The following is a 24,085-nucleotide window of genomic DNA, read 5'->3' as shown; positions in this document are numbered from 1 at the left end:
CGAGGGGACCGAAAAACCTAGGCTTTTGGCTTGTAACCAAATGCTTTGCCCGCAAGCTTTGCCACCGCAGGGTCAAGGTCGGGCGGGATCATCGGCACCGCGCGCTCCAGCGCTTCGGCAATATAGGTCAGCGCGGCAATACGCCCCGCCTTCTTATTATTGCCGTCGATCACCTTCCACGGCGCCCAGCGCGTATCGGTCTGCTGGAACATGTCGTTCATCGCCGCCAGATATTCCTTGCGCTTCGACCGGTTGCGATAATCTTCCTTGCCCGTCTTCCAGCGTTTCCACGGATCGTCGAGCCGGTCGGCGAAACGCTTGTCCTGCTCGTCCTGCGTCAGGTGGAGGAAAATCTTGACGAGATTGGTCCTCGAACCCGTCAACTGCGCCTCAAACTCGTTGATCTCGTCATAGCCCTTGCGCCATTCGGCTTCGCTCGTGAAACCCTCGACACGTTCAACCAGGACGCGGCCATACCAGCTGCGGTCGAAGATCGAGATTTCGCGATTGCCCGGCAAGCGCTTCCAGAAACGCCAGAGGAAGTGGCGCGCGCTTTCCTCCTCGGTCGGCGCGCTGATCGGCCAGACTTCGAAATAGCGCGGGTCGAGTAGCGCGGTCATCCGCTTGATGATGCCGCCCTTCCCCGCCGCATCCCAGCCTTCGAACATGATGATGCTGCGGTGGCCGTGGGTGATGTGCGCCGCCTGTACGCGCTCCAGCCGTTCCTGCAACGCGTCGAGCGCGTCGGAATAGTCACCGTCATATTTGGCGCCGGCTTCATAGTCGGAAAGGCTGATCGTCATCGCTTGTCCCCTGAAGGTCTGGCACCGGTGCTAACATAGCCGCGGCGGCGATGCGACGCGATTAACCCAGTTCGTCGGCGATCAGCTTCGCAAGGCGCTCGGGCGCCTCCATCGGGATGAAATGGCTATGCTCGCCCCATTGTTCGTCGCGCACCGCGCCAAGCGCGGCGCCGAGGCCGGGCCATGTGGGGCTGAGCGAGAAATCAATCGCATTCGCGCGTTCACCATTGCGAGCGCGAATGACACTGACCGGCGCCACGATACGCCCCAGCCAGTCGCGCGGATCGGTACGGACCGCGCTCAGATAGACCGAAGCCTCGAGCGCCGGCGGACAGGCAAGCTCCCAGCCTTCACCGTCGGCTGCGGCAAGCAGACCATGGCGGCAATAATCGGCGAGAATTTCGGACTGCCAATGCATATAGGGCGGGCGCTGCGCGAAATGGGCGTTCATCGCTTCCCAGCCGTCCCACAGAGCCCGGCGCCGTGCGACGGGGTGCGCCGCAGGATCGGGAACCGGCTGCTCCGCCGCGCCGGCGTACAGCGCGGGCTCCATGATCACCGGGTCGATCAGGAAAATGTGCCGGAACGCATCGGGCCGCTCGGCCGCGAGCCGGGTCAGCGCATAGCCGCCCATGCTGTGACCACAGCCGACCAGCGGCGTGTCTGCAAAGCGATCAACGAGCGGCAACAGCGCATCCGCCGTCGCCACCCAGTCGGACAGCGACGCGGGTTTGAAGCTGCGCCCATGACCGCGATGGTCGGGCGCAATAACATGAGTGCCGGGCGGAAACGCCGCGACAACCCGATCCCAGAGTCGCGCATGAAAACCCGTCGCATGGAGCAGCAAGATCGATGGCTGATCCGAAGGGGCACCCCATTCGAACCAGCAAACCTCACCTTCCGGCGTTTCCAGCCGGTGCTCCCGCGGCTCGATCACGCCTTAGCCCTTGGGGCCGTCGACGATGCGGATGCCGAGTTCCTTGAGTTGCTTGTCGCTGACCGCCGCGGGGGCGTTCATCATCAGATCTTCGGCCTTCTGGTTCATCGGGAAGATCACGACCTCGCGGATGTTCGGTTCGTCTGCGAGCAGCATGACGATGCGGTCGACGCCCGGCGCCGAACCGCCATGCGGCGGCGCACCGAACTTGAACGCGTTGATCATGCCGCTGAAATTCGCGTCGACTTCGGCCTGCGAATAGCCCGCGATTTCGAACGCCTTGTACATGATGTCCGGGCGGTGGTTGCGGATCGCGCCCGATGACAGTTCGACGCCGTTGCAGACGATGTCATACTGCCACGCAAGAATGTCGAGCGGGTCCCTGGTTTCCAGCGCTTCCAGTTCGCCCTGCGGCATCGAGAAGGGGTTGTGGCTGAAATCGATCTTGCCGGTGTCTTCGTCGGCCTCGAACATCGGGAAATCGACGATCCAGCACATTTCGAACTTGTTGGCGTCGATCAGTTCGAGCTGTTCGGCGGCGCGGGTGCGCGCGAGGCCGGCGAGCTTCGCCGCCATCGCTTCCTTGCCCGCAGCGAAGAAAATGCCGTCGTCTGGCCCGAGGCCGAGTTCGTTGGCGAGCGCGTCCATCTTTTCGGGACCATGGTTCTTGGCGATCGGGCCGCCCCATTCACCGCCCTTGCGCGTCGCATAGCCAAGGCCGGCGAAGCCTTCGGCCTGTGCCCAGCCGTTCATGTCGTCGAAGAATTTGCGGCTCTTCTCGGCGGTGCCCGGCGCGGGGATGGCCCGAACGACATCGCCCGCGGCGACGATATCGGCAAAGCGGCCAAAGCCCGAACCGGTGAAGTGCGCCGACACGTCGCTGATGATGATCGGGTTGCGCAGATCGGGCTTGTCATTGCCGTATTTCAGCATCGATTCGCGGTACGGGATGCGCGGGAAGGTGCCGGCCGGGGTCACCGACTTGCCGTTCGCAAACTCTTCGAACACGCCCGCGAGCACGGGTTCGATGGTGTTGAACACATCGTCCTGCGTCACGAAGCTCATTTCGAAATCGAGCTGATAGAATTCGCCCGGCGAACGGTCAGCGCGCGCATCTTCGTCGCGAAAGCAGGGTGCGATCTGGAAATAGCGGTCGAAGCCCGCGACCATCAGCAGCTGCTTGAACATCTGCGGCGCCTGCGGCAGCGCATAGAATTTGCCGGGGTGGACGCGGCTGGGCACCAGATAGTCGCGCGCGCCCTCGGGCGACGAGGCGGTCAGGATCGGCGTCTGATATTCGGTGAAGCCCTGATCGGTCATGCGGCGGCGCAGGCTGGCGATCACGTTCGAACGCAGCAGGATGTTCGCGTGGAGCCGTTCGCGGCGGAGGTCGAGGAAGCGGTATTTCAGGCGGATATCCTCGGGATATTCCTGTTCGCCCGCGACCGGCATCGGCAGTTCGATCGCCGCCGACTGGACCGAAACTTCACGTGCGCGCACTTCGATCGCGCCGGTCGGCAGGTTCGCATTGATCGTTTCGGGCGAACGCGCGACGACGTCGCCGGTCACCGTCACGACGCTTTCGGCGCGCAGGCCGTCGAGTGTCGCGAAGACCGCATCGCTGCTGTCGGCGACGATCTGGGTCAGGCCATAATGATCGCGAAGATCGACGAAGAGCAGCCCGCCATGGTCGCGCTTGCGATGCACCCAGCCCGAGACGCGGACGGTCTGGCCGACCTGTTCGGCGCGAAGCTGGCCGCAATTATGGGTGCGATAGGCGTGCATGGGATCGTCTTTCAAAGCTGGAGAGGCATGGCCGAAAACCGCGCCGTTATGGCCGCGCCTAAGGCAGGTCGGCGAGCGATTTGTCAAGGGTGGACGGGTATTTCAGCAGGTCAGACCCAGCCCGTCGAGCACCGCGCTGCCGAACAATGCGCGGTGCACCGGATCGGGGATAAGCCGGTCGCGCGCGGCGCGCCAACGGCGAAAATCCTCGCCATAATCGGCGGCGACGCGTGCGGCGTCGAGACGGCAGCTTTTCGCCCAGTGGCGGGTGAAGGCAATCCCCTCGGCATCGAGTCGCTCGACGACGCGGGCATAGGCCTCCGCCGTGCGCGCGCTGCGCGGGCCGTCGAAGTCGATCACCGCATTGTGCGGGAAGCGCGCGGGCGCGAGCAGACCTTGGGCACGCTCCATGAAGCGCAGCGTGACGACGGTCGAGCCGCCATGCCGCGCATAGACCGCGCAAATCAACTCGAACGCACGGGCGAGATCGGCGCGGTCGATCGTCACCGACGCGTTGAACAGGTCAGCGAGCGGGCGGTGGGTATCGAGCCCCTCCCCCCAACTGCCATAGACCGCCGGGTCGTCGACATCGGGCCCGGCGGCATAGCCCTGCTTCATCGCGAACTGCAGCAAAGCCCCGCGCGCCCACGGATAATCGTCGAGCAGTCGCCCGAGCAGGCTGAGCGCATCATAGCCTGCGCCAAGCTCGCCCGGCGTTGCATGCGGATAATCGTCTCGCCACGCTTCGCGATAGAGGAAGCGCAGCATCGCCGGCCGCTTGAACGGCTTGTATGGATTGACGATCATCTGGACGAAATCGGGCTCCTGATCGAGCGCGTAGGCGGCGGAGAAGCGCCGGAAGTTGCCCGCGGAAAGCCAATCAAGCGCGGCACAGTCGACCTTGCGCAAATTCTGGATCGGCCGCACGAGGAATTTCGGCACGCTGTCGACGACCAGCCCGGTGACGATACCGAGCGCGCCGACCGGCAACTGCACCGCAGCAAAGACGCCGTCGTCGCGCAGCGGCGCCGATCCCGATCCGGCGATGAAGGCGTCGCTCATCACCCCGGCGGTGGGCTCGATCCAGTGGATGCCCGTCGGCGTCACCAGTTGCACCGCGCGAACATGATCCTGAATCCCGCCACGACCGACCATCGATCCGTGCGTGCCCGTCGCGCAAGCGCCCGCGAAGGTCTGGCCATTGCCCGCGCCGCTGGTCCACAGCGAACGGCCCTGCTGCTCCAGCTTGTCCGACACTTCATCGACCAGCGCCCCCGCCTCGACGAGCATCAGCCCGCCCGCGTCAACGCCAGGCCGAACCTCGTCGGCGCCGATACGAAAACAGCGGTTGAAACGGCGGGTGTGGAGCAGCCAGCTATCCGAGGCGATGTTGACGTTGGACGGCGACCAGCCCGCGCCGATCGGGCGAACACGCCGCCCCGCCGCCTGAGCCTCAGCCAGCCAATCCTTTACCGACCGCGCCGCGATCGCGATCTCGTCGCGGCCGCGCTCCGCATCGCCACTGCGCAGCGCGAAGCGCGTCGCGCCTTCGCAGGTGCCGGTGCCGTGATAATTGGTCCAGCGACCTTCCTCGCCCAGTCTGACAATCGGCATCACGCGTCTCCCAATGGCTGCACGCCCGCATGGGCGCGCCACGCGACCGTCACCGGACGCAGGAAGCCGAAACTGGCAATGGCAACCAGCATCTGGCGCCGCGTCGCGAACACGCGCACGTCACACAGGCCATGATCGGATTCGGGAGTGATAAAGGGCTGCGCGGCGCGAGCGGCGAAGCCCCAGCCTTTCAACGTTACCACCATCTGCTCTTCGTCGAGCGGACGCGGGTTTGCGATCGACAGAAAAATATCGGCCTGCCCGGCCAGATACTGCCCGAAAAGCAGCACAAAACCGAGCGCAGCAAGCCCCCAACCGATCCACAACATGGCGTCCATCCCCTTCGCGTTTCATGCCGTTTTCTGGCTGCCGGCATTCCGGCTTGCGCGACCCGAAGAGTGGCAGGCAATTTTTCCTGCGCGTCCAAACCAACTAGCTGTATAGGCGCGGTATGCAAGTCCATCCGCTCATCGAAACCAGCGCCGCGCTCGCCGCCTTCTGCGACCTTATCAAAAACAGCGATTTCATCGCTGTCGATACGGAATTCATGCGCGAAAACACCTTTTGGCCCGAATTGTGCCTGATCCAGGTGGCCGACGCCGAACATGCTGCGGCGATCGACCCGATGGCGAACGGCATCGACATGCAGCCTCTGCTCGACTTGCTCGTGAACAATGAGGATGTGCTGAAGGTCTTTCACGCCGGCGGGCAGGATGTCGAAATCATCTTCAACCTGACCGGCAAGACGCCGCACCCGATCTTTGACACCCAGATCGGCCAGATGGCGTTGGGACAGGCCGAGCAGGTCGGATATTCGAACCTCGTCGAATCCTGGCTGGGCATCCAGCTCGACAAGGGCGCGCGTTTCACCGACTGGAGCCGCCGCCCACTCGACAAGCGCCAGATCGACTATGCCGTCGGCGACGTCACCCATCTCGCCGTGATTTTCCCGATGATGCTGAAAAAGCTGGTCAAGACCGGCCGCGGCCATTGGCTTGACGAGGAAATGGAAAAGCTGGCCGACCCCGCCAACTATAATGTCGATCCCGAAAATGCGTGGCACCGGATCAAGATTCCGTCACGCAAGCCCGATGTCCTCGGTCGCCTGCAAGCTCTCGCGGCGTGGCGCGAGCGCGAGGCCCGCCAAAAAAACCTGCCGCGCGGCCGCATCGTCAAGGACGAAACCCTAGCCGATCTCGCCGCGCATCCGCCGAAGGATCAGGAAGGCCTCGGCCGTGTGCGCGGGCTGTCGGCGACATGGAAGGCGAACGATATCGGCGCGCGGCTGATCGACGCACTCACCAACGCCAAGCCGCTGCCCAAGGACGATATGCCCGATCGCGCGCCGCGTGGCCCCGGGCTGGGCAAGGAAGGCACATTGGTCGCCGACCTGTTGAAGCTGTTGCTGAAAATCCGTGCCCGCGAGTTGAACGTCGCGGCGCGATTGATCGCGCGCAGCGACGAGTTGGAGGCGCTTGCCGCCGGGCGCCGCGACGGCATCCCGATGTTGCAGGGCTGGCGCAACGACGTATTCGGCCACGCCGCGCTCGACCTCGTCGAAGGGCGAATGGGCTTTGCGGTCAAGGACGGCAAGCTGGTTATGAGCGAAATCGACAACGCGGCGCCCATCGACGACGCCTGATCGTCAAAGCAGCGCGAGTTCGGCCTTGATGTCGAACGCGTGCGCCAGCGAACGCAGGCGGCGTTCGACCGATTCCCCCGCCAGATGATGCCAGCCGGGATCGAGGCTGAGCACCAGTTTCCCGTTGCTGCGCGCGATCGAACTGGCGCGGAGCGGCGCCTCGACCCCGCCGGTCAATCGCTGGGCTAGCCGGATCGCAAGCCCCCATTGGCGCGCACGCTCCAGCCGGTCTGGCGTGACCAGTTCGCCCATCGCCGGGAAATCGCCATCGGCGCCGCCGAACCCCGCATGGAGAGCGCGCGCGAGCAGGACGCGACCGGGAATATCGATCCCGCGCCAATTGCCGTGCAGCCCGATTTCGGTGCCACGTTCGGCGCGGAAATCGGGATTTGCCGACCAGGCAACGTCGCTGAGCAGACTCGCGGCGAGGCGAACGCGGCTGTCGGCGGGCGCCTCGCTGGCAAAAAGCGGCGCGATCCAGTCAGCGATCGCGCGGCCGTGCGGCGCGAAGCGCGCAAGGCGGCGGCCTTCGAATTCGGCGGCGACGATCAGCGGGTCCTGCGCGCGGGTTTCGGCGTCGAGCGACTGATAGAGCAAGCCTTCGCGTAGCCCCGACGATGACACCGTCATTGCGGGGACGTCGATGATATTGACGAGCGCGGCGAGCAGCGCGGCGGCATCGGGCAAGCTCGCAGCGCGGTTCGACGCCATGCCGGGGATCGCGCGCAATTCCTCGAAGCTCAGCCGCTTGGTCGCGCGGACCAGGCGGCGCAATGCGGTGCGTGGCAGATGATGCTGGTCGAGCACCGCGAGCGGATCATGCGTCAGTTCAAGGTCGAGGCGCGACAGCGCGCGCCACGATCCGCCGACCAGATAGAGCGGCAATCCGCTGAGCTTTCCGGGCCAGCCCGCCGCCTTCAGCATCTTGCGCACTGCGCGCTCGAACAACTGCTGCCCGCCCGCGCGCAAGGCGGGAAGGCGCAGCACACCTAACGGGAAAGATGCGCAGCGCCCAACCTCACCGCCCGCGACTTCCGCAAGCTCAAGGCTCCCTCCGCCAAGGTCAACGGCAATGCCATGCGCGTCGGGAATCGCGGCAAGCACGCCATAGCCGGCGGCGGCGGCTTCTTCTTCGCCCGAGAGCAGGCGGATATCGAGGCCCGCATCGGCGGCGCAGGCGATGAAATCGGGTCCGTTGACCGCATCGCGAACCGCTGCGGTCGCGACGCAGTGCAGGTCCTTGACCTCCATATGCTGCGCGAGCAGCGCATAGCGGCGCAGCGCCACCAGTCCGCGGGTCGCATCCTCGTCGGCGATGCGGCCGTCGGCAGCAAGGCCGCGACCGAGGCCCGCCGCAACCTTTTCGTTGAAGATCACCGCCGGTGCGCGCGCCGGCCCTTCATAGACGACCAGACGGACCGAGTTCGACCCAATGTCGATGACGGCAGAGCGATGGACCGCCTGCCGGGAGGAGCGCTGCGAACCCAAGGCGTCAATCCTCGTATGTGTGGAAAGCAAGTGTCGGGACGTCCTGCCGCTTGTGCAGCGCGGTTCCGCGCCCCGACAGCGACGGGTTCGTCATGAAATAATGATGCAGATTAAACGGCTTGTCGCCGGGGGTCAGCCGCACATAGGTGCCATCGGGCTGCAAGACCCAGCTTTGTTCATTGTCGATCAGATTGGCGACCAACACCTGGTCCAATATCTGGTCGTGGACGGTCGGATTTTCGATCGGAATCATATATTCGACGCGGCGGTCGAAGTTGCGCGGCATCCAGTCGGCGCTCGAAATATAGAGTTTGGCGGTGCGGTGCGGGAGCGCGGCGCCATTGGCGAAAGCCCAGACGCGGCTATGTTCGAGGAAGCGGCCGACGACCGATTTGACGCGGATCGTCTCGGACAGACCGGGCACACCCGGGCGCAGACAGCAAATGCCGCGCACGACGAGTTCGACCGGGACGCCGGCAGCGCTCGCGGCGTAGAGGCGGTCGATGATGTCGGGATCGACGAGACTGTTCATTTTCGCCCACACGCCCGACGGCTTGCCCGCCTTCGCCGCCACAATTTCGGCGTCGATCAGATCGCACAAATGCGCACGCATGTTGAGCGGCGACATGGTGATCATGTCGAGCCGCTCGGGCTCGACATAGCCGGTAATGTAATTGAACAATTGCGCTGCATCGCGCCCCGCGCGCGGATCGGCGGTGAAAAAGCTGAGATCGGTATAGATGCGCGCGGTCACAGGGTGATAATTGCCGGTGCCGAAGTGGCAATAGGTGCGATAGCCCTGCCCTTCGCGGCGCACGACCATCGATATTTTGGCGTGGGTCTTCCACTCGATGAAGCCATAAACGACCTGCACCCCGGCGCGTTCAAGCTGGTTCGCCCAGAGCAGATTTTGTTCTTCGTCGAAGCGCGCCTTGAGCTCGACGACCGCCGTCACCGACTTGCCCGCTTCAGCGGCCTCGATCAGCGCGCGGATCACCGGCGACTGGTTGCCCGCGCGATAGAGCGTCTGCTTGATCGCGACGACATCGGGGTCCGCCGCCGCCTGACGCAGGAAGGACAGGACGACGTCGAAGCTTTCATAGGGGTGATGGACAAGAATATCCTTGCTGCGAATCGCCGCAAAGCAATCGCCGCCATGTTCGCGGATGCGTTCGGGAAAACGCGCCGAGAAAGCGGGGAATTTCAAGTCGGGACGGTCGACGTCGACCAGCGCCGACAGCGCCGCCAGCCCGACGAATCCGTCGATCTTGGCGACGATCGCCTCATGCCCCTGAATATCGGCGTTGAGCACCGCGGCGAGTTCGCCGGGCATGTCGGCTTCGAGTTCGAGCAAAATGACGCGGCCGCGGCGGCGGCGGCGGATCGCGGTGCGGAACAGGCGGACGAGATCCTCGGCCTCTTCCTCCAACTCGATATCGCTGTCGCGGATGATGCGAAACACCCCGCGCGAGCGGATGCGGTAGCCGGGGAACAATGTATCGCCGAACAGCTCGATCAGATATTCGATCGGGACAAACGCCCCGGGTTCGCCGGGAACCGGGACGAAGCGCGCGAGCGAGCCCGGGATCATCACCAGTTCGCGAATATGTTCGCCGCCCGCTTTGCGTTCGAGATCGAAGATCACCCCAAGCCCGCGATTGGGGATGAAGGGAAAGGGATGCGCCGGATCGAGCACCTGCGGGGTCAGGATCGGGAAAATCTGGTCGATGAAATATTGGCGCAGCGAAGCGCGCAGCTTCTCGGCGTCCGAACCCGTGCCCGTGCCATGGACGACGATGCCCTGTTCGGCGAGCAGGCGGTTGAGCAACCGCCATTCGGATTGCTGCTGATCGACGAGGCGGTTCACCTCGGCCTCGATCTCGGCGAGTTGCTGTCCCGGCGAACGGCCATCGGCGGAGGGATCGTCGATCCCCTGCAATTGCTGCCCCTTCAGCCCCGCGACGCGGACCATGAAAAATTCGTCGAGGTTGCTACCCGAAATCGACAGGAAGCGCAGCCGTTCGAGCAGCGGATGCGCGGGGTTGCGCGCCTCCTCCATCACCCGCCGGTTGAAGGCGAGCCAGCTGAGTTCACGATTGAAAAAACGTTCGGGACCGAAAGGGATTTGCGCCGCCCCGTTGGCGTCATTGTCAGCGCGCAGAGGTCGTCCGGTTAGCGACATATATCTACATCCTGTCGTTCGAGGAGATCGGGATCGATCAGCCCCTGTGACAGTAATGTTTCACGCGTAAGACGGATGCCGAGCCGCCGCCCCTGTTCGAGCGAGGCCGCATCAAGCGCCGCAACGACGCGGTGGATCATCGCATAGCTGCGCTCCATCCGCGGCACGATATAGGACGCAACGTCGGGCGACAATGCCATGCCGCGCTGCGCGAACAGCGCCTCGATCAGGTCGCGGGCAAGGCAATCGTCGGGCTCGCCGATCGTCAACACCGGCACCGCGCGCAGTCGCGAGGCGAGATCAGGCAGCGCAATGCCCCATTCGGAAGGCGGCGCATCGGCGATGATCAGCAGCGGCTCGCCGCTCGCCTGCGCTGCGTTCCAGGCGTGGAAAATCTCTTCTTCGCCAACACTGTCATGGCCATCGATCACGCGGCCACTGGTCTCCAGTGCGAACAGCCGGCCGATGAGGCTGCGCCCAGAACCGCGCGGGCCGACCAATACTGCGGTGCGAACGGGCCAGGTCGAGACATGACGCAAATAACGAACCGCGTCGGCGTTGCTGGTGCCGACGATCAGCGGTCCATCGTTCACCCCGCCAGCGCTCCAGTCAAGCGGCAGGGCGATCTGGCCGGACACACGTGCCATCAGCGGCTGATCCGCAGCGTGTTACCGCCTTCCTGCACCTTGTAACCGCGCGCGGTGAGTGCCGCCTTGAGCGCCGCGATGTCGCCGCGGAAGGTCACGCGCATCACCGAGGTTCCGCCGAGCGCGAGGCTGGTCGTCGATGCCGACTGGACCCCCGCGATGCCGCCGACGGCACGTTCGGTTGCCGTGACCGATTCGACGTCGGGCGAGTTGTACTGGACAGTGTAGCTCTGCGCCCCGGCCGGCGCCACGGTCGGTACGCTGGAGTCGGTTTCGCTGGGCATAACCTCTGTATCGGTCGTCGCCGCTTCCTCGGGCAAGTCGGCCTTTTCGACCGGTTTTTCGAGCACGAGATAGGTGTCGGTCCTGAGCGTTCCGGCCGCGAGCGCGTCGATATAGATCCGGTCCATCCGCGCGACCGCCTTTTCCATCATGTCGGGCAGCGCCGCGGGGCTCGGCCCGGTCATGGTGAAGCTGGAGATCAGCTTGCTGTCGGGACCGAAGCGCGCGGTAAAATAACCTTTGATCGGCCCGCCAGGCCAGGAATATTCGACCCGCGCGATCGGGGTCAGCACGTCGGCGGCGCCATATTGGTCAAGGATCACGCGCCACCACACACGGCCACGGCGGCCGGTCTGCCCGGCGTTGATCAGCAGCGTGTCGGCGCCGGTGCCCGCGGTGCGGACATAATCGATCGCGCTTTGCCCCGTATTATATTCGGCCCAGGCGCGCTGCCACGCACTGCGCTGTTCGAACACCTGCGGGATGCCGTCGATCGAATAGACGGGGATGACGAGCAAGGGCGGCGACCGCAGCGTCCGGCCGCTGACGCCAAGAATTTGTCCGGCGCGAACACGGTCGAACTGCACACCGAGCTTGGCGACATAACGCCGCGGGCCGATCTGTTCCTGTTCGACGACGATCGCGGTAACGATACCGTCGAGGACCGAATCGCCGAGCGCGGGACCGTCGCTGCCGTTCAATTTGCGATACAGCTGCGCCCAACCCTTGCGCTGCGCCTCGCGCCAGCCCTTTTCCCGCGCATCCTCGGCATTATCGCCGGTGACATCGACAAGGATGCCGCTCGCCAGAAAATCGCCGCTGCTGTTGATAGGGGTGATGCCGCGATCGCCGCGGCTAATCTGCCCCTCGACCACCCCGACGAGGAGAATCGCGAAAAACAGACCAAAAAGCGCAGCCCAGCGCCAGTCACGACGTTGCAGGGAGCCCGAGGCGGGCCGAAACATGAAGCGGGGGAAAGCGGTCGAAATCATATCTTCTCTATGCTTTGCCCCCGAACCGGGGTGAAACGCAAGGTGCCAAGCAAGGAAATCATGGCAATTGTCGGCTGGAGTCGTTAGGCGCGCGAGCCATGGATGCCAAGCAGAACCCGCCCGCCTCTTATACTTATGCCCAAGCCGGAGTCTCCATCGACGCTGGCAATGCGCTGGTCCGTGCCATCGCTCCGCTCGCCCGTGCGACGCGGCGCCCGGGCGCAGATGCCGACCTCGGCGGATTCGGCGGCTTCTTCGACCTGAAGGCGGCGGGGTTCAACGACCCCCTGCTCGTCGCGGCGAATGATGGCGTCGGAACGAAGCTCAAGCTCGCGATCGAGTCGGGCAAGCACGACGGCGTCGGCATCGACCTCGTCGCCATGTGCGCGAACGACCTGATCGTGCAGGGCGCCGAGCCGCTCTTTTTCCTCGACTATTATGCCACCGGCAAACTCGACAATGACGTCGCGACCGAAGTCGTCGCGAGCATCGCCGAGGGTTGCAAGCAGGCCGGCTGCGCGCTGATCGGCGGCGAAACCGCCGAAATGCCGGGAATGTATAGCGAAGGCGATTATGACCTCGCGGGCTTCTGCGTCGGCGCGGTCGAGCGCGACCAGGTGCTGACCGCCGACAAGCTGGCCGCGGGCGACGTGATTTTGGGCCTCGCTTCCTCTGGGGTGCATTCGAACGGCTTTTCGCTCGTGCGCCGGCTCGCCGCCGACAAGGGCTGGAAACTCGACCGCCCCGCCCTCTTCGACCAGAACATCCTGCTGATCGACGCGCTGATGGCGCCGACGCGCATCTATGTGAAGAGCCTGCTTCCGCTCGTGAAGACCGGCAAGATTCACGCGCTCGCTCACATCACCGGCGGCGGGTTGCTCGAAAACATCCCGCGCATCCTGCCCGCAAACCTCCACGCGCATGTCGATGCCGACGCGTGGGAACAGCCCCGGCTGATGGCCTTCCTGCAGGCGCAGGGCAATATCGAGCCCGAGGAAATGGCGCGCACCTTTAACTGCGGTGTCGGCATGGCGGTCGTCGTAGCGGCCGCCGACGTTGATGCGGTGACCGCGGCGCTGACCGAGGCCGGCGAGACGGTCCACCGCATCGGCCATATCGCCGAGGGCGCGAAGGGCTGCACTGTCACGGGCAGCGTCGAAACGTGGAGCGCGCGCGAGGCGTGGACCGCGACGCACAATGGCTAAGGCGCGCGTCGCCGTCCTGATCTCGGGCGCCGGCACCAATATGGCCGCGTTGCTCTACGCTGCGAAGGCCGCCGATTGCCCCTATGAAATCATCCTCGTTGCGAGCAACGATCCCGAAGCCCCCGGACTGAAGCTCGCGAAGGCTGAGGGCATCGCGACCTGGGGACTGTCGCACAAGGGAATGAAGCGCGACGCCTTCGACGCGCTGGTCGACGAGCAGCTTCGCGATGCCGGCGCTGAATTTGTCGCGCTCGCGGGTTATATGCGGATCCTCAGCGACGCTTTCGTCGCGCGCTGGCACGGCCGGATGCTCAACATCCACCCCAGCCTGCTGCCGCTCTACAAGGGGCTCGATACCCACCAGCGCGCGATCGACGCAGGCGATGCGTTCGGCGGGTGCAGCGTCCATATCGTTACCCTTGGGGTCGACGATGGCCCGGTCGTTGCGCAAACCCCGGTCGCGATCGCGCCCGGTGATACCGCCGAAAACCTCGCGAAGCGGGTTCAGTTCGCCGAGCATCAGCTTTACCCGCCTACCCTCGCCGCCTTTGTGATGCGCGAGCGCAGCCCCGACTATCTGCTCAGCCGCGTCCGCGATCTGGCGATGGCGCTGCCCGAGGCCGACGAGGTCACTTCGCACGGCATGCCCTGCTTCGGGATCGTGAAGGGCAAGAAATTTGCCTATTTCACGCAGGACCATCATGGCGACGGCAAGATCGCAATCCTGGTCAAGATCAGCGGCGCCGAGGAACAGGCGATGCTGATCGAACTCGATGAAGACCGCTATTACCGCCCCGCCTATTTCGGCGACGGCTGGGTCGGCGTGCGGCTCGACGCCGGCGACAATGACTGGGACGCCATCGGCGAATGGCTGCGCAAAAGCTGGCTTGCGGTGGCACCGAAGAAGCTCGCGGGACTGATGGGGATTGCGGAGGAATTTTGAACCGTTCTGGGCTTCTTGGTTTCTGGAAATGGCGCCCGGAAAGTCCGAGCGGAACAACACTGCTCAGCTTCACCTACATCGTCAGCGCGCTCGGGATGATCAGCCTCGCAGGGCGATACGCCCTACCGATCTTTCTGTCATACGGCCTCCCGCCATGTAGCAGCGATGGCTGGCGGACCGGCATCCAACTGGTCCTTGCGCTGTCATTCCTGTTCGGCAGCGCGATACTATCGGTCGCCACCCGCAACCCCGGGATGCGGCATCTGGTGATCGCTCTTGCGCCACCCCTTCTGATCTGGCCGCTGTTCCTTTGGGCCAGCATAGATGATGCACGACGACAGGCAGCCTGCAAAACATGGACGGTCGAGGAAGCCATGGCGGCATGTCGCGCCAATCCCGCCGTCTATCGCATCGAAAAAAGACGCTCGTTCGACAATGCCTCCATGACCAGCTTGCGGCTTGAAGCGCCGGGATCGACCGATGATGCGTGGAGTTGCCTCAATAGATGGTCTGACCGCGCGGACAGCGGCGTCAGCATCGAAGTCGATGAATCTGCCTATGAAGCGGCGAGAATCCCGGCGCGCAAAACCGGGAAGTGAACGAAAAAGGCCGCCGGATCGCTCCGGCGGCCTTTTCTATCTGCATTGTCCCGTCGGGATTAGCCGACGATTTCTTCAGGCTTGAAGAAATACGCGATTTCGATCGCGGCATTTTCGTCGCTGTCCGAACCATGAACCGTGTTTGCTTCGATGCTTTCGGCGAGTTCCTTGCGGATCGTGCCCGGCTCGGCATTCTCGGGGTTGGTGGCGCCCATGATGTCGCGGTTGGCCTGCATGGCGTTTTCGCCTTCGAGGACCTGGACGACGACGGGGCCGCTGATCATGAATTCGACGAGTTCACCGAAGAAGGGGCGTTCCTTGTGGACCGCGTAAAAGCCTTCGGCCTGTTCGCGGCTCATGTGGATGCGCTTCGACGCGACGACGCGCAGACCGGCTTCTTCCAGCATCTTGGTGACGGCGCCGGTGATGTTGCGACGCGTGGCGTCGGGCTTGATGATCGAAAAAGTGCGGGTAACCGCCATGGGAAAGCTCCTAGTTTATTGTCTGTTGCGATGGGCGCGCCTCTAGCGGCGCTTTGCCCGCACCGCAAGGACAGAGCGCGAACGCATCAGGCGCCGCTGTAGGTGATCGCGCCTTCCACCATATCGCCATTCTGCATCGCGTTGATCTGGATCGTCACCTTGGCGTCGCCCGGCTTTTCGGCGCCGATGATGATCGTGTCCTCGGCGGCGATTTCGGACGTCACCTTCATCCCGGCGCCCTCGATCTGCTTGCGATAATGGGCGACGACGTCGGCGGCCTTGCCCTTGACCTCAAAGCTCGCGAGACCGCCCTTCCCGTCCTTGCCCGAACCGGCAAAGCCGCCAGTCATCTTCGATCCCGGATAGGGCGTGATGCCCGCAGGCAGTTTGGCGACGCCACCGAACTGGACCTCGCCCTCCTCGGTCTTGATCGTCACCTTGCCGTTTTCGCCGTCGCCGCTGATCTTGTAGTCGGCGGTCTTGCCGGTTTCGGGGTCGGTATAGGTGCCGCTGGCGACCTCCTTCTCCGATTTCGAACCGCAGCCCGCGACGAGCAGCGCGGCTGCGACGGTGGCGGCGGCAAGAGCGGGGAATTTTACGCGGGTCGTCATGGCAGGAGCTCCTGTCAGGGTTAAAACATCTGAAGTTCCATTGGCATGCGCCCAGCACCCTTGTCGGTGATATATGTCACAGCGCGCGCAAGGCCTATGGCCCCTCCGACCAGCGACCATTCTCGTCCTGTTTCCAGAAACGGTTGTCGACATCGTCGCGCCCCGCAAGCACCCGCCATGTCGCGCGCGCATCGTCGATACGGCTGTTGTCGAACAGCAGGAAGACGCGGTCGAAACCCAGCGCTTCGCCCCGCCATTCGCCGTCGGCGAGCGCGACCAGCCGCGCGCCGTTGATGGGCGCGGGGTCGAGCGTGCCCGCAATCAATATCGGTTCGATCGCCTCATCGGGCGATCCGGCGGCGCCGTGCGGCAGGAAGCTTGCGGGTTGCAGCGTCCACAGCGCCTCGTCGATCGCCTGCCGCTGCATTGCAGGCGCGGCGACGATCAACAGGCGATCACCCGCGCCCAAGATGCGCGTCGCGAGGACGGGGAGTACCCGTTCAACCGGGTCGCGGGTCAGCCGGTAAAAGTCGACGCGCGCCATACTCCCCTGCCCCGTTCCGTTCAGCCTTCGTGATTTTCGGCGATGAAGCGGTCGAGCAGGCGTACGCCATAACCCGTCGCACCCTTCGCCCACACCGGACCATCCTTGTCGGCCCATGCCATCCCCGCGATGTCGAGGTGGGCCCATTGAACGCCCTCGTCGACATAGCGCTTCAGGAACTGTGCCGCGGTGATCGATCCGCCTTCGCGCGGACCGATATTCTTCATGTCGGCGATCGGGCTGTCGATCAGCTTGTCGTATGCGGGCGACAGCGGGAAGCGCCACAATTTGTTGTTGCTGGCATCGCCAGCCGCGAGCAGTTGCGCGGCAAGACCGTCGTCATTGGCGAAGATGCCGGCATATTCATGGCCGAGCGAAATCACCATCGCGCCGGTCAGCGTCGCCAGATCCACGATCACCTTCGGACTATAGGCCTTCTGGGCCCAGCTGATCGCATCGCACAGCACCAGGCGCCCTTCGGCGTCCGTGTTCAGCACTTCGACCGTCTGGCCCGACATGGTGGTGACGATGTCACCGGGGCGCATCGCATTGCCGTCAGGCATATTTTCGACGAGGCCGACGACGCCGACGACATTCGCCTTCGCCTTGCGCCCGGCGATCGCCTTGATCGCGCCCGCGACCGCGCCCGCACCGCCCATATCCCATTTCATCATGTCCATGCCCGCGGCAGGCTTGATGCTGATGCCGCCGGTGTCGAAGGTCACGCCCTTGCCGATGAACACAACGGGGGCTTCGCCCGCCTTGCCGCCGTTCCAGCGCATCGCGAGCAGCCGCGGCGGCCGGGTCGAGCCCTGCGCGACACCGAGCAGCGCACCCATGCCAAGCGCCTTCATCTGGCGCTCGTCGAGGATTTCGAGTTCGACGCCCAGGTCGGCGAGATGCTGGCAGCGCTCGACGAAGGTCTCGGGATAAAGAATATTCGGGGGCTCGGCGACCAGCGCCTGAGTCAGCGCGACCCCGTCGGCAATCGCTTCGGATTCGGCCCAGCGGCCCGACAGGTCACCATGCGGCGACGCGATGGTGATGGCCTTCAGGCTGGGCTTCGCATTGTCCGCCAGGCGGGTGCGATAGGTGTCGATGCGCCAGTTGCGGAGTCGCGCGCCCATGGCGAAGGCCAGCACATCATCCTCGTCGCTGTTTCCGGCGCCCGCGAAATCGACCTGAACCGCAGTGACACCGCTGGTCTGGAGCCGCGCGGTCAGCGCCGCGCCGCCGCGTTCGAGGTCATGCCCCGTGCCTTCGCCGATCCCGACGAGAATCAGCCGCAGCGCGCGGTCGCCATCGACCGCTGCGGTCTCGGCAATCGTGCCCGCCGCACCCTCGAAGCGTGCCTGCCCGGCCGCCGCAGCGAGCAGTGCGCCATGCGCTCCGCCGAGCCCGGCCAGTTCGCCCTTGCGGACCGGAAAGGCGATGACGTCGGCAGACGCATCGATTTGTGCGACAAACTGAATGTCCATCCTGTAACTCTCTTATGCGATGATTGATTGGAACGTGCCGGACCGATAGGGGTTTCGCTTGCGAGTTGCAAAAACAAAGCAGCCGGTCCAAGCCCGGGCGGACGCGACAAAGGTGTGGGACAAAGTAACGCAATGACATTGGCTTTGCTCCCGTGGGCAGCGAACAGGCGGCTGTTGTGGCTGGCGACAGCCAGCGGGCTGGCGATCGTCGCCAATCCCGTGCACGCGCAGACCGGAGGCGACTCGCCCCTTCCCCAGCCGATCTCGGGCGATCCCGACCTGCAAACCCCCGATGTCACATCGACCGTCTCCGACGCCCCCAAATCCGCGGATGAAGACCAGATCGGCTTTGCCGCCGACAATCTGAATTACGACAGTGATACCGAAATCGTCGTTGCCGAGGGCCATGTCGCGATGAACCGCGAGGCGATTGCGATGCGTGCCGACAAGGTGACGTGGAACCGCAAGACGGGCCAGGTCTTCGCCGAGGGCAATGTCGCGATCACCAACCCCGAAGGCGACACCGCCTATGGCGACAAGATCGAGCTGACCGACACGCTGCGCGACGGCGTCGTCGACAATCTTCTGGTCGTGCTCGACAATGGCTCGCGCCTCGCCGCGGTGCGCGGCACCCGCTTCGACAATGGCAATATCGAACTGGAAAATGCTGCCTACACCCCCTGTCCGGTCGAAGATAACGCGGGGTGCGTCAAGAACCCGAGCTGGAAGATCCGCGCCGTCCGTGTGATCTACGACCGCACGAAGAACAAGATTCGCTACAAGGGGGCGCGCGTCGAGATTTTCGGCCTGCCGCTGATCCCGCTGCCGGGACTTAGCCATCCCGCGAACAGCGAGGCGGGCAGCGGCCTTCTGGTTCCCGAAGTGCGGTTTGATCGCACCAACGGGTTCGAGATCGCGGTACCTTACTATCTGCGCATCGCACCCGACCGCGATGTCACGATCACCCCGCATGTCTACACCGAGGCGGCGCCGATGATCGAAGGCGAGTTTCGCGCCCTGACCGACATCGGATCGTTCCGCCTGAACGGCTACGCGACTTATAGTTCGGTCGTTCCCCTGACCGGAACAGGATCAGGGGTCACTCAGAGCAAGCAATTCCGCGGCTATCTGGAGAGCGCCGGCAAGTTCCAATTCGATCCGCGATGGAGCTTCAGCTATTCGGGCCGCATCACGACCGACCGCACCTTCATGCGCCGGTACGATATCAGCCGCGATGACCGGCTGCGCTCGACCTTCGAACTCGAACGGATCGGCGGCCAAAGCTATTTGTCAATTGCCGGCTGGGCGACGCAGACGCTGCGCGCGGGCGACTCGCAAGGACAGCAGCCGATCGCGCTGCCGATCATCGACTATCGCCAGCGGCTGCCCGACCCGTTGCTCGGCGGGCAGGTCGAGCTCCAGCTCAACACGCTGGCGATCGGGCGTACCGCGGGACAGGATACGCAGCGCGCCTTTGCCGGCGCGCGCTGGGATTTGCGCGGGCTGACCGGGCTGGGCCAGGAAGTGACGCTGACCGCGCTGGTACGTGGCGATGTTTATCACAGCGACGAAAATCTGCTAACCGCCGTTCCCGGCTATCGCGGCAAATCGGGCTGGCAGGCGCGCGGAATCGCCGCCGTCGCCGCCGACATGCGCTGGCCGTTCGTCGGGGAGTTCATGGGCGGCACCCAGACGCTGACCCCGCGGATCCAGGTCGTCGCGACCCCGCAGATCAAGAATCTCGATATCCCGAACGAGGATTCGCGTGCTTTCGACCTCGAGGACGGCAATTTGTTCGCGATCAACCGCTTCAACGGTCATGACCGGTTCGAGGATGGCGCGCGCATCACCTATGGCGTCGAATGGAATTTCACGCGGCCAGGGTTCAGCGTCAACAGCGTCGTCGGCCAGAGCTATCGCTTGTCCGAAAAATCATCGCTGTTCCCCGATGGTACCGGCCTGACCGACCGTACATCCGACATCGTCGGACGGACGACGATCGCCTATCAGGATTTTCTGCGCCTGACCCACCGGTTCCGGCTCGACAAGGATAATCTGGCGGTTCGCCGCAACGAGTTCGACGCGACGATCGGCAGTCGGTCAACTTATGCGGTGCTCGGCTATTCGCGGCTCAATCGCGATATCACAATGTTGGCCGAAGATTTGCAGGATCGCGAAGAAGCGCGCGTTGGCGGCCGTGTCGCCGTCGCGAACAACTGGTCGATTTTCGGGTCGGCGATCGTAGATTTGACCAGTCAGCATGATGACCCGGGGAGCCAGGCAGACGGGTTCGAGCCGATTCGTCACAGGCTGGGCGTCGCTTATGACGACGAATGCCTGTCAATCGCGCTGACCTGGCGCCGTGACTATATCGACACCGGCGACGCACGGCGCGGCAACAGCTTTTCCTTCCGCATCGCTTTTCGCAATCTGGGGTTCTGATAGCTGCTTTTGTTCAGCAAAAGCAGTCCGGTGCCCCGTCGCAGACCTCCCCTCTGCCAACCCCGCTCAGCTTGCGTTCAGCGTCGCAGGCCTAACCCGGTCCCCGTAAAAGGTCCGAAAGGCGGATTGCGCTGGACCATCAGGCGTCTCCGCTGATACGGAGCAAGCCGTTATTTCTCGAATAGGGTAGCAATGACCAAATTTTCGACCATCATCGGCCTGATCGCCGTAGCGAGCGTCGGCGCGGCCCCAGTGCTGGCGCAGACCGTTGCCGATAACGAAGTCCCGACAACCAGCCTCGGTATTCCCGGCAATGTCCAGCTTTATGGCGATGCAAAGGCCAATGTCTATCGCCCGTCGGCGACGGTGAATGGCGAAATCATCACGGCGACCGACATCGCCCAGCGCATGGCGCTGATCCGCATAGCGAACAACAATGTCGAATTGCCGCCCGAGGAAGAACAAAGGCTGCGCAGTCAGGTGTTCAGCAATCTGATCGACGAGAAGCTTCAGATCCAGGAAGCCCGGGCAGCCGAGATCACGATCGATGAAAATCTGATCAACGAACAATTTGCGCGCCTCGCGCTCCGGTTCAAGCAGACCCCCGAACAATTCACGGCCTATCTGACGTCCAAGGGATCGTCGGCCGCCGCGGTGAAGCAACAGATTCGCGGCGAATTCGCATGGGACCGCCTGCTGTCGCGCAACATCCAGTCGACGACCAACGTATCAACCGAAGAGGTGGAATCAGTCGTTCAGCGGATGAACGACGCCAAGGGACAGGATGAATTCCACCTCGGCGAAATCTATTTGTCGGCAACCCCCGACAATGCCGCGGCGGTGAATGAAAACGCGAAGAAAATCATTGAGGCACTGCAAGGTGGTGGCAGCTTTGCTGCCTATGCCCGCCAGTTTTCAGAAGCCTCGACGGCGGTTGTCGGCGGCGACCTCGGCTGGGTGAAGGCCGGCCAGCTCCCGGCCTCGATGGCCGAAGCCGCGGCGCAAATGCAGCCCGGCCAGATGGTCGGCCCGATCGAGGTTCCGGGCGGCATGTCGATCATGCTGCTCATCGACCGGCGTCAGGTGTTGACCGCCGATCCGCGCGACGCGGTACTCAGCCTGAAACAGCTTTCGCTGGCATTCCCGGCGGGTACAACTCCTGCCCGCGCGTCCGAGCTGGCAAGCCAGTTCGCCGAAGCCACGCGCAGCATCGCCGGTTGCGGTGCTGCCGACGCCGTCGCGCAGAAACTGGGCGCCAGCGTGGTATCGCGCGACAATATGGCGATGCGCGCGCTGCCTGCGCCGCTGCAGCAGACGCTGATCAATCTGCAGATCGGCCAGACGACACAGCCTTTCGGCGCGGCAAACGAAGGCATCAGCGTGCTCGTCCTGTGCGGCCGCGACATGCCCCAGACCGCAACGGCGCCCAATTTGCAGGAAATCGAAAACCGCCTGTTGGAAGAAAAGGTCAACAAGCGCGCCCAACGCTATCTGCGCGACCTGCGCCGGGACGCCGTGATCGAATATAGCTGATGCCCGGTACCAATCCTCGACGTCCGATCGCGGTCACCATCGGTGACCCGGCCGGCGTCGGCTCCGAAGTGACCGGCGGCGCGTGGACAGCGCGCCGCGAACATGACCTGCCGCCGTTCGTCGCCATCGGCGACATCGCCGCGATCGCTGCGGTCTGGGACGGCCCGATCGCGCGCGTGAGCGACATGGAAGAGGCGCTGCGGACCTTCGACGATGCGCTGCCCGTCTGGCATCTGGAGGACAGCGGCCCGCTGACCCCCGGCACCCCGACCGCGGCGGGCGCGACCTGCGCGCTCCACGCGCTCGAAACGGGGATCGGCATGACGCGGACGCAGGCCAGCTGCGCACTCGTGACTGGACCGGTGTCCAAATTCGCCCTGCACGGCATTGGCTATACCCACCCCGGGCAAACCGAGTTCATCGCCGAACGCTGCGGCGTCACCGCGACCAATGCGGTGATGATGCTCGCTGGCCCCGGCCTGCGCGTCGTGCCGCTCACCGTTCATATTCCGCTGTCCGAAGTGCCCGAACGGCTGACCACCGACCTCATCGTCGCGAAAGCGCGGGTCACCGCCCGCGCGCTGCGCCGCGATTTCGGCATCGCCGAACCGCAGCTCGCGATCGCAGGTCTCAACCCCCATGCCGGCGAAAGCGGCGATCTGGGCAATGAAGAAGCGCTGATCATCCAGCCGGCGATCGAACAATTACAAAGCGAAGGCATTGCGATCGACGGCCCGCTGGCATCGGACAGCCTGTTCGCACCGCATGTCCGCATCCGCTATGACGCGCTGCTGTGCTGCTATCACGATCAGGCGCTCGCACCATTCAAGGCGCTGCATTTTCATGACGGGGTCAATCTGACCCTCGGCCTGCCGATCATCCGCACCTCGCCCGACCATGGCACCGCGTTCAACATCGCGGGCACCGGCACGGCGGACCCGCGGCCGACGATCGCCGCCATCGCTCTCGCCGCCACGCTCGCCGCGAGCCGCGAGCGCAACGCCATTCCCGCCGCGTGACCACCGAACCGACGCGTAGCCTGCCGCCGCTGCGCGAGACCGTACGTGCGCACGGCCTGTCGGCAAGCAAGGCGCTGGGACAGAATTTCCTGTTCGACGAACAGTTGCTCGACCGGATCGCCGCGCTACCCGGCGACCTCAACGGCGCCACGGTGTTTGAGGTCGGCCCCGGCCCCGGCGGGCTGACCCGCGCGCTGCTGCGTGCGGGAGCGCGGGTGATCGCCGTCGAACGCGACGACCGCTGCCTGCCGCTACTCGCCGAACTCGGCGAAGTCTTTCCGGGCCAGCTCACGGTCATCGCCGACGATGCCATGGCGGTCGATGTCGATGCGCTGACCGGCGGCGAGCCCTATCATATCGTCGCCAACCTGCCCTATAATGTCGGCACCGCGCTGTTCACCCGCTGGCTCGAGCCCAAAAGCTGGCCGCCGCGCTGGCAATCGCTGACCTTGATGTTCCAGGCCGAGGTTGCCGAGCGGATCATCGCCAGGCCCGACACCTCTGCTTATGGTCGCCTGAGCGTCCTCTCGCAGTGGCGCACGACCGCCAAAATTCCGATGCGCGTCCACCGGTCGGCCTTTACCCCGCCACCCAAGGTGATGTCGGCGATCATCCACGTGACGCCCGCCGACCAGCCTGAGGGCGTCAAGCCGTCCCTCTTGTCCAAGCTCACCGAAAAGGGCTTCGGCCAACGCCGCAAGATGCTGCGCCAAAGCCTGAAGGGTGTCGAAGGCGCGGTCGCCGCGCTGGAAACGCTGGGCATCGACCCGACTCGCCGCGCCGAAACGGTGACCGTCGCCGAATGGGTCGCACTAGCCCGCACGCTGAGCGCCTGACAAAAGCCTGCCGCCCCCGCG

21 protein-coding genes are annotated in these 24,085 nt (G+C 64.3%); 8 read left to right on the top strand and 13 right to left on the bottom strand.

Annotation, left to right across the window (positions count from 1 at the left end):
* Positions 1–17: 17 nt before the first annotated feature.
* The 5 genes from AC1RRJ_RS01500 to AC1RRJ_RS01480 all read right to left on the bottom strand — a co-directional run bounded on the left by AC1RRJ_RS01500 (position 18) and on the right by AC1RRJ_RS01480 (position 5,477).
* On the bottom strand, positions 18–803 hold the full coding sequence (locus AC1RRJ_RS01500) for a polyphosphate kinase 2 family protein (protein ID WP_493119938.1): 786 nt from the start codon (positions 801–803) through the stop codon (positions 18–20).
* 61 nt (positions 804–864) lie between these two features.
* Complete coding sequence (locus AC1RRJ_RS01495) at positions 865–1,740, bottom strand: alpha/beta fold hydrolase (RefSeq protein ID WP_493119937.1); 876 nt, start codon at positions 1,738–1,740, stop codon at positions 865–867.
* Between the two features lie 3 nt (positions 1,741–1,743).
* Positions 1,744–3,525 (bottom strand): aspartate--tRNA ligase, encoded by a 1,782-nt coding sequence (aspS, locus tag AC1RRJ_RS01490; RefSeq protein WP_493120680.1) that lies wholly within the window; start codon positions 3,523–3,525, stop codon positions 1,744–1,746.
* Positions 3,526–3,627: 102 nt separating this feature from the next.
* Complete coding sequence (locus AC1RRJ_RS01485) at positions 3,628–5,139, bottom strand: FAD-binding protein (protein WP_493119936.1); 1,512 nt, start codon at positions 5,137–5,139, stop codon at positions 3,628–3,630.
* Positions 5,139–5,477 (bottom strand): hypothetical protein, encoded by a 339-nt coding sequence (locus AC1RRJ_RS01480; RefSeq protein WP_493119935.1) that lies wholly within the window; start codon positions 5,475–5,477, stop codon positions 5,139–5,141. The genes AC1RRJ_RS01485 and AC1RRJ_RS01480 overlap by 1 nt, the downstream gene beginning before the upstream one ends.
* Positions 5,478–5,590: 113 nt before the next feature.
* Between AC1RRJ_RS01480 and rnd the strand changes: the two genes are divergently transcribed.
* Complete coding sequence (rnd, locus tag AC1RRJ_RS01475) at positions 5,591–6,781, top strand: ribonuclease D (RefSeq protein ID WP_493119934.1); 1,191 nt, start codon at positions 5,591–5,593, stop codon at positions 6,779–6,781.
* 3 nt (positions 6,782–6,784) lie between these two features.
* Here the strand turns inward: rnd and AC1RRJ_RS01470 are convergent, their stop codons facing one another.
* Genes AC1RRJ_RS01470 through AC1RRJ_RS01455 form a run of 4 tightly spaced genes read right to left on the bottom strand, consistent with a single transcriptional unit; the run spans position 6,785 to position 12,345 of the window.
* The gene (locus AC1RRJ_RS01470) at positions 6,785–8,269 is read right to left on the bottom strand and encodes a Ppx/GppA family phosphatase (protein ID WP_493119933.1); all 1,485 of its coding nucleotides are present in this window, start codon (positions 8,267–8,269) and stop codon (positions 6,785–6,787) included.
* A 4-nt stretch (positions 8,270–8,273) separates the two neighbouring features.
* Entirely contained in the window at positions 8,274–10,451 is a 2,178-nt protein-coding gene (locus AC1RRJ_RS01465) for an RNA degradosome polyphosphate kinase (RefSeq protein WP_493119932.1), read from the bottom strand.
* Positions 10,442–11,098, bottom strand: coding sequence for an HdaA/DnaA family protein (locus tag AC1RRJ_RS01460; RefSeq protein WP_493119931.1), 657 nt, complete (start codon positions 11,096–11,098; stop codon positions 10,442–10,444). Before AC1RRJ_RS01460 ends, AC1RRJ_RS01465 begins: the two co-directional genes overlap by 10 nt.
* Positions 11,098–12,345, bottom strand: a complete 1,248-nt coding sequence (locus tag AC1RRJ_RS01455) for a heavy-metal-associated domain-containing protein (protein ID WP_493119930.1) — start codon at positions 12,343–12,345, stop codon at positions 11,098–11,100. The genes AC1RRJ_RS01460 and AC1RRJ_RS01455 overlap by 1 nt, the downstream gene beginning before the upstream one ends.
* Before the next feature lie 125 nt (positions 12,346–12,470).
* On the opposite strand from AC1RRJ_RS01455, the gene purM reads away from it, so the two are divergent.
* Genes purM through AC1RRJ_RS01440 form a run of 3 tightly spaced genes read left to right on the top strand, consistent with a single transcriptional unit; the run spans position 12,471 to position 15,119 of the window.
* Positions 12,471–13,577 carry a phosphoribosylformylglycinamidine cyclo-ligase gene (gene purM, locus AC1RRJ_RS01450; protein ID WP_493119929.1) on the top strand — a complete coding sequence of 369 codons (1,107 nt, stop codon included), beginning with the start codon at positions 12,471–12,473 and terminating at the stop codon, positions 13,575–13,577.
* Positions 13,570–14,520 carry a phosphoribosylglycinamide formyltransferase gene (gene purN, locus AC1RRJ_RS01445; RefSeq protein WP_493119928.1) on the top strand — a complete coding sequence of 317 codons (951 nt, stop codon included), beginning with the start codon at positions 13,570–13,572 and terminating at the stop codon, positions 14,518–14,520. The genes purM and purN overlap by 8 nt, the downstream gene beginning before the upstream one ends.
* The gene (locus AC1RRJ_RS01440; RefSeq protein WP_493119927.1) at positions 14,445–15,119 is read left to right on the top strand and encodes a hypothetical protein; all 675 of its coding nucleotides are present in this window, start codon (positions 14,445–14,447) and stop codon (positions 15,117–15,119) included. The genes purN and AC1RRJ_RS01440 overlap by 76 nt, the downstream gene beginning before the upstream one ends.
* A gap of 59 nt (positions 15,120–15,178) precedes the next feature.
* Here the strand turns inward: AC1RRJ_RS01440 and ndk are convergent, their stop codons facing one another.
* The 4 genes from ndk to AC1RRJ_RS01420 form a co-directional block, all read right to left on the bottom strand.
* Complete coding sequence (ndk, locus tag AC1RRJ_RS01435; protein WP_493119926.1) at positions 15,179–15,601, bottom strand: nucleoside-diphosphate kinase; 423 nt, start codon at positions 15,599–15,601, stop codon at positions 15,179–15,181.
* Positions 15,602–15,687: 86 nt separating this feature from the next.
* Positions 15,688–16,212, bottom strand: coding sequence for a hypothetical protein (locus AC1RRJ_RS01430; RefSeq protein ID WP_493119924.1), 525 nt, complete (start codon positions 16,210–16,212; stop codon positions 15,688–15,690).
* Positions 16,213–16,306: 94 nt separating this feature from the next.
* A complete protein-coding gene (locus AC1RRJ_RS01425) occupies positions 16,307–16,756 on the bottom strand; it encodes a DNA polymerase III subunit chi (RefSeq protein ID WP_493119923.1) in 450 nt (149 codons plus the stop codon).
* A 20-nt stretch (positions 16,757–16,776) separates the two neighbouring features.
* Positions 16,777–18,234 carry a leucyl aminopeptidase gene (locus AC1RRJ_RS01420; RefSeq protein WP_493119922.1) on the bottom strand — a complete coding sequence of 486 codons (1,458 nt, stop codon included), beginning with the start codon at positions 18,232–18,234 and terminating at the stop codon, positions 16,777–16,779.
* Between the two features lie 132 nt (positions 18,235–18,366).
* Between AC1RRJ_RS01420 and AC1RRJ_RS01415 the strand changes: the two genes are divergently transcribed.
* From AC1RRJ_RS01415 to rsmA, 4 genes are all read left to right on the top strand, one after another.
* The gene (locus tag AC1RRJ_RS01415) at positions 18,367–20,676 is read left to right on the top strand and encodes an LPS-assembly protein LptD (RefSeq protein WP_493119920.1); all 2,310 of its coding nucleotides are present in this window, start codon (positions 18,367–18,369) and stop codon (positions 20,674–20,676) included.
* 192 nt (positions 20,677–20,868) lie between these two features.
* A complete protein-coding gene (locus AC1RRJ_RS01410; protein ID WP_493119919.1) occupies positions 20,869–22,209 on the top strand; it encodes a peptidylprolyl isomerase in 1,341 nt (446 codons plus the stop codon).
* Positions 22,209–23,228 (top strand): 4-hydroxythreonine-4-phosphate dehydrogenase PdxA, encoded by a 1,020-nt coding sequence (gene pdxA / locus AC1RRJ_RS01405; RefSeq protein WP_493119918.1) that lies wholly within the window; start codon positions 22,209–22,211, stop codon positions 23,226–23,228. The genes AC1RRJ_RS01410 and pdxA overlap by 1 nt, the downstream gene beginning before the upstream one ends.
* The gene (gene rsmA, locus AC1RRJ_RS01400; RefSeq protein WP_493119917.1) at positions 23,225–24,064 is read left to right on the top strand and encodes a 16S rRNA (adenine(1518)-N(6)/adenine(1519)-N(6))-dimethyltransferase RsmA; all 840 of its coding nucleotides are present in this window, start codon (positions 23,225–23,227) and stop codon (positions 24,062–24,064) included. Before pdxA ends, rsmA begins: the two co-directional genes overlap by 4 nt.
* Positions 24,065–24,085: the final 21 nt, after the last annotated feature.

It is taken from the genome of Sphingopyxis sp. GW821-FHT12C06, assembly GCF_058807415.1.
Note: the sequence above shows the minus strand (reverse complement) of the source record. Positions and strands in the feature narration are given on the sequence as shown.

What these genes read in the sequence shown, in the direction of transcription:
- AC1RRJ_RS01500 (WP_493119938.1), bottom strand. Translation starts at nt 803, where the DNA reads ATGACGATCAGCCTTTCCGACTATGAAGCCGGCGCCAAATATGACGGT.
- aspS (WP_493120680.1), bottom strand. Translation starts at nt 3,525, where the DNA reads ATGCACGCCTATCGCACCCATAATTGCGGCCAGCTTCGCGCCGAACAG.
- AC1RRJ_RS01485 (WP_493119936.1), bottom strand. Translation starts at nt 5,139, where the DNA reads ATGCCGATTGTCAGACTGGGCGAGGAAGGTCGCTGGACCAATTATCAC.
- AC1RRJ_RS01480 (WP_493119935.1), bottom strand. Translation starts at nt 5,477, where the DNA reads ATGGACGCCATGTTGTGGATCGGTTGGGGGCTTGCTGCGCTCGGTTTT.
- rnd (WP_493119934.1), top strand. Translation starts at nt 5,591, where the DNA reads ATGCAAGTCCATCCGCTCATCGAAACCAGCGCCGCGCTCGCCGCCTTC.
- AC1RRJ_RS01465 (WP_493119932.1), bottom strand. Translation starts at nt 10,451, where the DNA reads ATGTCGCTAACCGGACGACCTCTGCGCGCTGACAATGACGCCAACGGG.
- AC1RRJ_RS01460 (WP_493119931.1), bottom strand. Translation starts at nt 11,098, where the DNA reads ATGGCACGTGTGTCCGGCCAGATCGCCCTGCCGCTTGACTGGAGCGCT.
- AC1RRJ_RS01455 (WP_493119930.1), bottom strand. Translation starts at nt 12,345, where the DNA reads ATGTTTCGGCCCGCCTCGGGCTCCCTGCAACGTCGTGACTGGCGCTGG.
- purM (WP_493119929.1), top strand. Translation starts at nt 12,471, where the DNA reads ATGGATGCCAAGCAGAACCCGCCCGCCTCTTATACTTATGCCCAAGCC.
- purN (WP_493119928.1), top strand. Translation starts at nt 13,570, where the DNA reads ATGGCTAAGGCGCGCGTCGCCGTCCTGATCTCGGGCGCCGGCACCAAT.
- AC1RRJ_RS01440 (WP_493119927.1), top strand. Translation starts at nt 14,445, where the DNA reads ATGGCTGCGCAAAAGCTGGCTTGCGGTGGCACCGAAGAAGCTCGCGGG.
- ndk (WP_493119926.1), bottom strand. Translation starts at nt 15,601, where the DNA reads ATGGCGGTTACCCGCACTTTTTCGATCATCAAGCCCGACGCCACGCGT.
- AC1RRJ_RS01430 (WP_493119924.1), bottom strand. Translation starts at nt 16,212, where the DNA reads ATGACGACCCGCGTAAAATTCCCCGCTCTTGCCGCCGCCACCGTCGCA.
- AC1RRJ_RS01425 (WP_493119923.1), bottom strand. Translation starts at nt 16,756, where the DNA reads ATGGCGCGCGTCGACTTTTACCGGCTGACCCGCGACCCGGTTGAACGG.
- AC1RRJ_RS01420 (WP_493119922.1), bottom strand. Translation starts at nt 18,234, where the DNA reads ATGGACATTCAGTTTGTCGCACAAATCGATGCGTCTGCCGACGTCATC.
- AC1RRJ_RS01415 (WP_493119920.1), top strand. Translation starts at nt 18,367, where the DNA reads ATGACATTGGCTTTGCTCCCGTGGGCAGCGAACAGGCGGCTGTTGTGG.
- AC1RRJ_RS01410 (WP_493119919.1), top strand. Translation starts at nt 20,869, where the DNA reads ATGACCAAATTTTCGACCATCATCGGCCTGATCGCCGTAGCGAGCGTC.
- pdxA (WP_493119918.1), top strand. Translation starts at nt 22,209, where the DNA reads ATGCCCGGTACCAATCCTCGACGTCCGATCGCGGTCACCATCGGTGAC.